Source organism: Arthrobacter sp. 2YAF22_2, from assembly GCF_052114645.1.
Classification (GTDB): domain Bacteria; phylum Actinomycetota; class Actinomycetes; order Actinomycetales; family Micrococcaceae; genus Arthrobacter.
In genome coordinates, this window is the sequence record NZ_JBFRFD010000062.1 from 1 (window position 1) to 10067 (window position 10067).

Consider the following 10067-nt stretch of genomic DNA (forward strand, 5'->3'; position numbering starts at 1 on the left):
GACTTAAGCCCCCTTGCCTGTCAATGGCGGCGAAGCCATTCTGGAGTTGGGGCGGTTCCTGCACGGTAATTGGGGGATGAACCGTTCCGCTCGAAGTATCGGTCTCGCTAGGACCTGGAGTGGGGAAAAGGCTGTTGCACTTTCCAGCTTGGGTAGGAAAGGCAGGACACAGGCCACCATGAGCATTCGATTCTTGTTCGCAGCACACCGTCCACAAACTCAACCTCTGTCGCACTTGCAGCGCGGCTGGCCAGAACCACACCCGAGTTCTGATGCCGTATGAGCAACTTGCGCCATCTGAACCACGCCAGCCGTGCCCGGTCGTACCACGCGCACCCCTCCCACGGCGATCCGCGTATCAAAGTTGTCATCCGGATCGACCCCATCGGAGAGTGCGCCCGGGTGGAGGTGCGCGGCGTCGTCACGACCGAGAACATCCGTGCCCTGTATGTCGTCTGCCGCCGCGTCGCCACTAAACTCGCCGGCTACGAGCTCGTCGTGGATCTCGCCCACGCCCGGGTCACCGAGGCGGCCTTCGAGGAACTCCGCGAGCATGCCCGCCGGGCCATCGTTTCGTCCGGCATCGACTCCTCGGTCACCCCGTGCCGCCTGCGGATTGTCGATCCGCCGGTCATCCTAAGAGCAAAGGAACTTGCATGAAAGCCCTCGTATACGGCGGTCCGGGCCAGAAGTCCTGGACGGATGTCCCTGATCCGAAGATCCAGAACCCCACTGACGTGATCGTCAAGGTGGACACCACCACCATCTGCGGCACCGACCTCCACATCCTCAAGGGTGACGTCCCCGCCGTCACCACGGGCCGGATTCTCGGCCACGAAGGCGTGGGAACCATCACCGAAACAGGATCCTCCGTGACCGGTCTCAAAGTCGGCGACCGGGTCATCATTTCCTGCATCAAATCCTGCGGACACTGCGCGAACTGCAAGACTGGCCTCTATTCGCACTGCATGGGCGACGAAGGCCAATCGGGAATCGGCTGGGTCTTCGGCCACCTGATTGACGGCACCCAGGCCGAATATGTCCGCGTCCCCTACGCCGAAAACTCGCTCCACCTGCTGCCTGAAGGCGTCAGCGACGAGCGGGCAGTCATGCTGTCCGACATCCTCCCCACCGGGTTTGAGATCGGCGTGCAGTACGGGCGGGTCAAGCCCGGCGACACTGTGGCCGTGGTCGGTGCGGGCCCGGTCGGTCTGGCCGCCATCGCCACCGCCGGCCTTTACGGCGCAGCCACCATCATCGCCATCGACCTTGACGCCAACCGGCTGGAGAAATCCCGCGAGTTCGGCGCTACCGACGTCGTGCTCTCCGGCGATGCCGACTGGAAGGACCAGGTCCTGGCCCTCACCGACGGGCAGGGCGTTGACGTGGCCATCGAGGCGGTCGGCATCCCGGCCACCTTCAGCATGTGTACCCAGATTGTCCGCCCCGGCGGCAACGTGGCCAACGTGGGAGTGCACGGCAAGTCGGTGGAACTGCACGTCGAAGACCTATGGATCCAAAACATCAACATCAGCATGGGCTTGGTCAACGCCAACACCACCCCGATGCTGCTCAAGCTGGTGGCCCAGAACAAGGTGCCGGCCGAGAAGTTCGCGACCCACCATTTCACTTTCGACCAGTTCCTGGACGCTTACGACACCTTTGCCCGCGCCGCGGAAACGAAGGCCCTGAAAGTGGTCATCAGCGCGTGAAGACCGACCAGGCGGGACCGCGGGAGACACCGCCGCAGGGGGCGTCGGGTCGGCCATGAGACCGGGCCGGATAGTTATGCTGGTGCTCGGCACGCTCGCTGCGTTGCTGGGCCTGGGACTCCTGGCCGGGGCCGGCTTCACCGGCTGGGCCAACTATCAGCAGCGCGACGGCGGATTCTTCACCACACCGTCCGAGCGCTACACCGTGGACTCTTACGCCCTGACGTCGCCGCGGCTAAACGTCATGATCGACGCCGGTCCCTCCGGCGTGGACCCGGCCGCGATGGCGGGCAGCGTGTTGCTGCGGGGGTCGGCCGCCGACTCCGCGCAGCAGATCTTCATCGGCATCGCACCGCAGGCTGACGTCGCGACGTACCTCAGCGACGTCAAGCACTCCGAGCTCACCGAGGTCCGCTTTTCGCCCTTCCGGGTTCAATACCGTGACGTTGCCGGCACGAAACCGCCCGCCCGGCCAGCCGACCAGAAATTCTGGACGGCGTCAGCGGCCGGTCCCGGCACCCAGGAACTCAAATGGGACCTGCGCTCCGGGAACTGGGCTGTGGTGATCATGAACGCGGATGCGAGCAGCCCGGTCTCCGTGGATCTGCGCGGCGGCGCCCGCTCCGACCTGCTGTGGCCGGTGTTCCTCGGGCTGCTGATCGGCGGCGTTGTGCTGTTGGCCGTCGGCGTGCCGCTGATCGTGGCTGGTGCGGCCGGGCTGGGCCGCGGCGGCCCGCCGGAGGGACCCGGGCAGCAACCGCATCCCGGGCAACCCCAGGCAGGGACCCCGGCTCCGGGGCAGCCGTACGCACAGGCTCCGGCCGCGGCCGGTTCCCTGGCCGCAGCCGCCCCGCCCGGCGGCTACGTCTATCCGGCGCGGCTCAGCGGCTATCTGGACCCGCAACTGTCCCGCTGGCTCTGGCTGGTCAAGTGGTTCCTGGCCATCCCGCACTTCATTGTGCTGTTCTTTCTGTGGTTCGCTTTCGTGGTCACCACCATCGTGGCCGGGTTCGCGATCCTGTTCACCGGCCGCTATCCGCGCTCGCTGTTCAACTTCAATGTGGGCGTGATCCGCTGGAACTGGCGGGTGGCCTTCTATTCCTACTCGGCCCTCGGGACGGACCAGTACCCGCCGTTCACACTCGCCCGCACCGGCTATCCGGCGGATTTCGACGTCGACTACCCGGAAAAGCTCTCCCACGGACTGGTGCTGGTGAAGTCCTGGCTGCTGGCCATCCCGCACCTGCTGATTGTCGGCATCCTCACCGGGACCACGCGCGGCTGGGGCGCCGACGGTTACCGGGTCGACGGGCAGTGGGTTCAGCAGAACGCCGGCATCTCCCTGATCGGGCTGCTGGTGCTCATCGCCGGTGTGATCCTGCTCTTCACCGGCCAGTACTGGCGCGGTCTGTTCGACCTGCTGCTGGGCCTGAACCGCTGGATCTACCGCGTCATCACGTATGTGGCGCTGATGCGGGATGAATATCCGCCGTTCCACCTGGACATGGGGCCGACTGACCCCGGAGACCGCGAGCCGGTTACGACGGCGGGGCCGCCTATCGCCCCCGCCTACGGCCAGCCGGGCCCCGCCGTAGGTCCGCAGGATCAGCCGCCGGGCTTCTACGGCATCGGCGGTCCCTCCGCGTCAGTTCCCCCGGAGCCGGCACCGCCTCAACCCTGACCCGGCGCGTGGGCTGACTTCCCCTTGCCACCGAACCCTGGCGAGAACATAGTTGAGGGAATTCACCACCCGCGGCGGGAGGCAGGGATCGATGCTTACTAACCAGATGCCGGCTGGCGGCCTGCTGCAGGGCAAGACTGCGCTGGTCTACGGGGCCGGCGGTGCGATCGGCGGAGCGGTATCACGGGCCTTCGCCGCGGAGGGCGCCACTGTTCATCTCGCCGGCCGGACTGAATCGCGCCTGGAAAAGGTCGCCCGGGACATCCGGCAGGACGGCGGCCGGGCGGAAATCGCTGTCGTCGACGCCCTGGATGAGGAGCAAGTGGACGCGTTTGTCGACGCGGTGGCCAAGAAGACCAAGCGGATCGACATTTCCGTCAACGTCATTTCCTTTGGCGACATCCAGCAGCCGCTGATGGAAATCGATGCGAACGACTTTACCCAGCCGATCACGCTGGCCGCCCGCACCCACTTTCTGACCACCCGGGCCGCGGCCGGCTACATGGTCAAACAAAAGTCCGGCGTCGTGTTGATGTTCGGCGGCTCCGRCCCGCAGACGCTGCCGGGGCTCGGCGGTTTCAAAGTCGCGCTGGATGCGATGGAGGGCCAGCGACGGCAGTGGGCACTGGAGCTGGGGAAATTCGGCGTGCGCGTCGTCACGATGGTCTCCGGCGGCATCATCGAGACCATCCCCTGGCAAGCGGAGGGCCGGGAAGAAATCGTGAAGGAGATCGCACAGACCGCCCACCTGAACCGCACCGCTACCTTGGCGGACGTCGGCAACGTGGCGAGCTTCATCGCCTCGGAAAAAGCCGGCGCCATCACCGACGCCACCATCAACATCTCCAGCGGCGCAATCGTGGATTACTGAGCTTTTCCGGCTGCCGGTCAGCTCCGGGCAATACCGATGAAACATCCAAGGGGGGACAATGGCTTGATAAGGGTGCCGAACCGGCACCCGCCAATCCGCGGCAGGAGGCGGAACCATGCGGACCAGCGCGTCGCTCCGAGTGCGCCACCGCCGGCTTGCCGAGGCGGGGGTGTTGCTTTGCCTGGTGCCGATGGCGGCGGCCAGCGCGCAGCAGCCGGCGGTTACGGCAGCTCCGTCGGCGCGGGTTGTGGTTGTCGGGGACTCGCTGAGCACCGGACACGGCACCTCGCCGGCGCAGGCCTGGCCGGCCCTGCTCCGGGCCGACCCGGTCTTCGCCGGAGTGCAGGTGGTCAACGCTGCGGAGAACGGCAGCGGCTATGTCAGGCCCGGGGATTCAGACGGCACGTTCGGGACCCAGGTGAACCAGTTCGTCACCGCGGGGACCGGCGTCGTCGTCTTTTTCGGCTCAGAAAACGACCTCGGCTACGCCACGGGCGACGTCGGCGATGCCGCCTCGGCAGCGATCACGCACGCTGAGGCCCTCGCGCCGGCCGCGAAGATCATCGTCGTCGGTCCGCCGTCGTATTCCGGCGATCCTGATCCGGGGCTGCTGGACATCCGCGGACAGCTCAAGTCCGCGGCGCAGGGGGCCGGCGCCGAATTTGTCGATCCGATTGCGGAAGGCTGGATCAGCGACGACGTCGAAGAGTTGATCGGCCCGGACGGCGACCACCCGACGGTGGCCGGGCAGCACTACCTTCTTGAGCACATCGCCGCCCTCATCGAGCAGGCGTCACCGGAGCCCCCGGCTGCACCGGGACGGCCCGCGGAGTGACGTGCCGGGCCATGACGTTCCGGGCGTGCTCCAAGCAAGAGCGGCTATCCTAGGCCGATGCCGCCCCTTGACGCCGTTCTTACCGCCTGGCAATTCGATTGGACCGCGCTGGCGGTCATCGTGGCCTCCGGTGTGCTGTACGGACTCGCGCTCAAGTCCGTGGCTGCCAAGGGGCGCCGTTGGCCACTCTGGCGGACCTTGGCCTTCTACGTCCTCGGCCTGGGCGCCCTGACGGTTCTCACCTGCGGTTTCACCGGCGTCTACAGCGCCCAGCTGCGTTGGGCGTTCACCCTGAAAATAACGCTGATGCTCTTCGTGGTCCCCCTCCTGATCGGCCTGGGGAAGCCGCTGTCCCTGGCCCGTGCAGCGCTTTCGCCGTCGGGCATCGCACGGCTGGACGGCGTGCTCTCCAACCGCCTCGTCCGGCTCGTGAGCAACTCCATGGTGGCGCCGTTGCTGGGGCTGGCGCTCTTTTCCACGTTTCTGACCCCGGCGTTCTACACCCTGCGCACGAATCCGTTGGCCGAGGCGCTCCTGACCGTCGGGATACCGGTGCTGGGCCTGCTGATGGCGCTCCCGATCATCGAAGAAGCGGACTTCCACCGGTCCAGCGCGTTCATCACCCTTGAGATCTTGTTCGTCTTCATTGAGTTACTGGTCGACGCCGTGCCCGGCATCCTGTTGCGGCTGAACGGCCAGGTCCTCGACCACATCACCACCCGGCAGTCGACCCTGGCCTGGTTTCCGGATCCACTGCGTGACCAGCAATTGGCGGGAGACCTCCTGTGGTTCATCTGCGAGATTGTCGACCTGCCGCTGATCATCCTGATGTTCATGCGGTTTTCCCGCAGTGACAAGCGCGAGGCCCGCGGCTTCGATGACCTGACCGACGAACAACTCGACGCACTGAATGCCGAGCACCTGCGGCGCGGCCGCTGAAGCCCCCGCGGTACCGGGCTGACCCCCCGCGCCTAGGCCGCCTCTTCCACGGTGACCTGGATCCGTTGCACCATGTTGTTGCCCATGCCTTGGTAGTTCCAGACCGGTTCAAGCGGCTGGGTGGCGCCGCTGGCGTCCGTGGCCCGGCAGGACAGTTCGTGCTGCCCCGGGTCCGCCACCCACGGCGTCGACCAGGCGGACCAGGCGAACGGAGCTGCCGGATGGTTCAATTGCGCCGGCACCCATTTGTCGTCGATCCCAACCTCGACCCGCAGGACGTCGCCCTGGCCGGACCAAGCCCGGCCCGTAAGCATCACGGGCCCTGCGGGCAGGAAGCGGTTCCGGCTGAAAAAGTCCGGAACCCCCGGCGGGACCATCAACGAACGCACCTTCATCCAGGTGACCGGGGTGCCGGCGTCGTCCGCGTCCTGCTGGTAGCGGTACGCGACGGACTGTTGGAAACCATCGAACGGCTTGGTCAATACCTTGATCGAGGAGAGCCACTTGACGCTCGCCATCCCGTACCAGCCGGGCACCACGAGCCGCAGCGGGTAGCCGTGTTGCGGTGGCAGTTCGGTGCCGTTCATCCGGTACGCCAGCACGACGTCGGGGCGCAGCGCCTGGTCGAYCGGCAGGCTGCGCGCATACTGCTGGAGCAGCCCGCCCTGGATCCCGGCGTCGGCCCCGGTGAACGAGACCTCCACGGCGTCGTCGTCCACGCCGGCCCGGGTTAGCAGGTAAGCCAGTGGGACCCCGGTCCAGACGGCGGTACCGACACCCTCCAGCGTCCAAGGCTGGCTCAACGGCCGCGGCTTCAGCAGGGAGCGGCCGTTGCCGGCGCACTCCAGCGTGACCGGGACGCTGATGCTCGGCGCCCGGCGGAGCGCCCGGAGGTTCAGTTCCAGCGACTGCCGCACTGCCCCGCCCAACCTCAGATGCCAGGACTCCCCGTCGGTGGCCGGGATATCGAAGTGGTCGAGGAGATAGTGCAGTCCCGGCGGTGTCACGTCGTTTCGCAAGGCCTCGAGCGGCATCGAATGATTCCGAACGGCCAGCTGCAACTCTTCGGCCGTGAGCGGTCCGTGGCTGGGCTCACCGGGGTGCGGCGCCGGCTTCGGTGTCGGCCGGTTCGCGGTAAGACCAGTCGGGCCGGCCGGGGTGTGCAGGGACAGTTGCTTGGGCAGTTGTTCGGTCATTGGACTGCGATTCTGTTCCGGACCAGCCCGGTTTTGGACCGGTGTCACCGTCTTCAGGTCTACGCCGCGCCCCGGAAGCCGTCAATACTGGGCCAGCCCCGCAGCCGCCGCCTAGATGGTGTGGGCCCCGGCCAGGAAGTCCGCAAGTCCCCGCGGTTCCCGGCCGGTGAGCTCGTGGACGGCCGACGTCGGGCCGGCCAGTTCGCCGGCGGCGATGGCGGTGTAGGTGCTGACCCAGGCGTCCACTTGCCACGGCGGCGCGCCGTATTGTTCCCGGGAGGCGTAAGCCTCCTCAAGGGTCTCGTTCCGGTAGGTGACGGTGCGGCCGGTCCCGGCGGTCAGCAGCTCCGCGGCCGCGGCCAGGGAAATGTCTTCCGGGCCGGTCAGGTCATAGCTCCGGCCCACGTGGAGTGCAGGGTCGCCCAGCACCGTCAGGGCGGAGCGTGCGATGTCGGCCCGGGCGACGGCCGCCATGACGCCATCCCCGGCGGGGCCGCGGATCACGCCGTCCTCGCCGGCCAACAACGGGAGGAAGTCCAGATAGAAGTTGTCCCGCAGGATGGTGTAGTCCATCCCTGAGGCCTTGATCCGTTCCTCGGTGGCATAGTGGTCCCGCCCCAGCGTAAACGTGCACTCAGGCGCGGCACCGAAGAACGAGGTGTAGACAATATGCTGCACCCCGGCTTCGGCGGCGGCGTCGACGAAGGTGTAGTGCTGTTGCAGGCGGTCCTCAGCCTCGGCGGCGGAGACCATAAACAAGGTTTTCACCCCGGCCAGCGACTCCCGGGCCTGTGCCGCGTCGGCGTAGCTGACCGCCACGGGAACGGCGCCCTCGAGGTCCGGGGTGCGGCCGGTGTCGCGAACCAGCAGCCGCTGGGCGCCGCCCGCGGCCGCCAGCAGGCGTGCCAGCTGGCCACCGAGCTGTCCGGTGGATCCGGTGACGGCGAGTTCCGGCAGCTTCGCCATGGCTAGGCCTCGCGGGAGGCGGGAGACTTGGTCTGTGCCGGGTCGCGTTCGGCGAGGGAACCGATGGCGGCGTCGATCTTGTCCATGATCGCCGGGTCCAACTTCACACCGGCTGCRGCCACGTTGCCGGCAATCTGCTCCGGGCGGGAGGCTCCCATGATGGCCGAGGCCACATTCTTGTTTTGCAGCACCCATGCGAGACTCAGCTGGGCCATGGTCAGCCCGGCCTCCTCCGCGATCGGCTTGAGCTGCTGCACTCCGGTAAGGACCTCATCGGACATCCAGCGCTCGATCATCCGGGCGCCACCCTTGGCATCGGTGGCGCGGCTTCCCTGGGGAGCGGCTTTGCCAGGGTGGTACTTGCCGCTGAGCACGCCTTGGGCCATCGGTGACCAGACGATCTGGGAGAGTCCGAGCTCCTCCGAGGTCGGAACCACCTCGGCCTCGATGACCCGCCACAGCATGGAGTACTGGGGCTGGTTGGAGATCAGCTGGAAGCCGAGGTCCTTGGCGAGGGCGTGGCCGTCGCGGATCTGGTTCGCCGTCCACTCACTGACGCCGATGTACAACGCCTTGCCTTGCCGCACGATGTCGGCGAACGCCTGCATGGTCTCTTCCAGCGGCGTCTCGAAGTCGTAGCGGTGCGCCTGGTAGAGGTCAACGTAGTCCGTCTGCAACCGGGACAGGGAGCCGTTGATGGATTCCATGATGTGTTTGCGGGAGAGCCCAAGGTCGTTGTGGCCCTTGGGTCCGGTGGGTCCGAAGACCTTGGTGAAGATTTCCAGCGACTCGCGCCGCTCGTCCTTCAGCGCCTCACCGAGGACCGTCTCGGCCGCCGTGTTGGCGTAGACGTCCGCCGTGTCGAAGCTGCTGATGCCGGCGTCAAGCGCCGCCCGCACGCACTGGGTGGCGACGTCGTTCTCCACCTGCGAGCCGTGGGTGAGCCAGTTGCCGAAGGTGATTTCCGAAATTTTGAAGCCGCTGTGCCCGAGGTATCTGAATTCCATGGGTTCCAACGTAGCCCAGATGACCGTCCGGGGTAAGGGCTTAGCTGGCCTTGCGCTGCTGGTCCCGCGGCTGGACCTGCTGCCCCGGCTGGTGCTTGAGCGTGGTGAGCGAACCGGTGTCCAGAACCGGGCTCGCCGGAAGCTGTGGCTTCGCGAAGGCGCGCGGCGCGGACGTGAGATTGCCGTTGCGGTCGGTCGCGGACTCGACCAAGGGCCCGACTTCCTTGATCTCGCGGGCCGGCGCCTTCGGGCTGGGCAGTTCGCGGACGGACACCCTGACTTCCGGCGCGGCTTCCGCCCTGGCCCGAGCGCTGGCGCGTTCGTCGGCGCGTGCGACGGCGGCGGCCCAGTCGGGGGAGAGCTGGGGTGCCTTGCGGGCCGGTTTGGCGGGCCGCGCCGCTCCGGCGGGCCGCGCCGTTCCGGCGGACGTGGCCGGCTTCGCGGTCTTGTCGCGGGCTGTGCCGCGGTCGGACGCGCGGGCCTGGAACAGGGCGGTGGCGGCCATGGCCAGCAGCCGTCCGACGCCGGCCAGCAGCAGAGTGATGACAAAAGCGGCGAAAACCCCGAGGAACAACACAAGGCCGGCGGCGAGGGTGCCGAAAAAGGTCAGGTTCATGGCGATCGTTGTCGGGTCTTCCACTTCGCCTCTCCAATCCAGCCTGCAGTGAGGTCCGTGCCGCCATCATCTCGCCGGGCACCAGCCCCGCTTAACCATACGGACATTTTTGGCCGGACACGGGAGGAACCGGGCCACGGCAGCAGGATGTGTCCAAGCTGATACCTTCGCCCCCGGGCGGGTGCAGGAGTCCCGCGCCCGGAGCGTCGCGCTGCCGGCGTCTATAGTCGGAAGCAGCCCGGGC

Annotated in this window: 10 protein-coding genes; 6 read left to right on the top strand and 4 right to left on the bottom strand. The window is 67.2% G+C overall.

The window, feature by feature from the left end; genetic code table 11:
* The first annotated feature begins 279 nt into the window (after positions 1–279).
* From AB4Y86_RS04345 to AB4Y86_RS04370, 6 genes are all read left to right on the top strand, one after another.
* Positions 280–660: a hypothetical protein gene (locus AB4Y86_RS04345; RefSeq protein ID WP_441400413.1), complete on the top strand. Its 381-nt coding sequence runs from the start codon at positions 280–282 to the stop codon at positions 658–660.
* Positions 657–1712: a zinc-dependent alcohol dehydrogenase family protein gene (locus tag AB4Y86_RS04350; RefSeq protein ID WP_441400415.1), complete on the top strand. Its 1056-nt coding sequence runs from the start codon at positions 657–659 to the stop codon at positions 1710–1712. Before AB4Y86_RS04345 ends, AB4Y86_RS04350 begins: the two co-directional genes overlap by 4 nt.
* Positions 1713–1767: 55 nt before the next feature.
* Positions 1768–3393 carry a DUF4389 domain-containing protein gene (locus AB4Y86_RS04355; RefSeq protein WP_441400417.1) on the top strand — a complete coding sequence of 542 codons (1626 nt, stop codon included), beginning with the start codon at positions 1768–1770 and terminating at the stop codon, positions 3391–3393.
* Between the two features lie 91 nt (positions 3394–3484).
* Positions 3485–4264: an SDR family NAD(P)-dependent oxidoreductase gene (locus AB4Y86_RS04360; RefSeq protein WP_441400419.1), complete on the top strand. Its 780-nt coding sequence runs from the start codon at positions 3485–3487 to the stop codon at positions 4262–4264.
* A 115-nt stretch (positions 4265–4379) separates the two neighbouring features.
* Positions 4380–5099: an SGNH/GDSL hydrolase family protein gene (locus AB4Y86_RS04365; protein WP_441400421.1), complete on the top strand. Its 720-nt coding sequence runs from the start codon at positions 4380–4382 to the stop codon at positions 5097–5099.
* Positions 5100–5156: 57 nt separating this feature from the next.
* Complete coding sequence (locus AB4Y86_RS04370) at positions 5157–6038, top strand: cytochrome c oxidase assembly protein (RefSeq protein WP_441400423.1); 882 nt, start codon at positions 5157–5159, stop codon at positions 6036–6038.
* A gap of 32 nt (positions 6039–6070) precedes the next feature.
* Here AB4Y86_RS04370 and AB4Y86_RS04375 read toward each other — a convergent pair whose 3' ends face one another.
* The 4 genes from AB4Y86_RS04375 to AB4Y86_RS04390 form a co-directional block, all read right to left on the bottom strand.
* The gene (locus tag AB4Y86_RS04375; protein ID WP_441400425.1) at positions 6071–7234 is read right to left on the bottom strand and encodes a sulfite oxidase; all 1164 of its coding nucleotides are present in this window, start codon (positions 7232–7234) and stop codon (positions 6071–6073) included.
* 111 nt (positions 7235–7345) lie between these two features.
* Positions 7346–8200, bottom strand: coding sequence for an SDR family oxidoreductase (locus AB4Y86_RS04380; protein ID WP_441400426.1), 855 nt, complete (start codon positions 8198–8200; stop codon positions 7346–7348).
* 2 nt (positions 8201–8202) lie between these two features.
* Positions 8203–9207, bottom strand: a complete 1005-nt coding sequence (locus AB4Y86_RS04385) for an aldo/keto reductase family protein (protein WP_441400428.1) — start codon at positions 9205–9207, stop codon at positions 8203–8205.
* A 40-nt stretch (positions 9208–9247) separates the two neighbouring features.
* Entirely contained in the window at positions 9248–9847 is a 600-nt protein-coding gene (locus tag AB4Y86_RS04390) for a hypothetical protein (protein WP_441400430.1), read from the bottom strand.
* Positions 9848–10067: the final 220 nt, after the last annotated feature.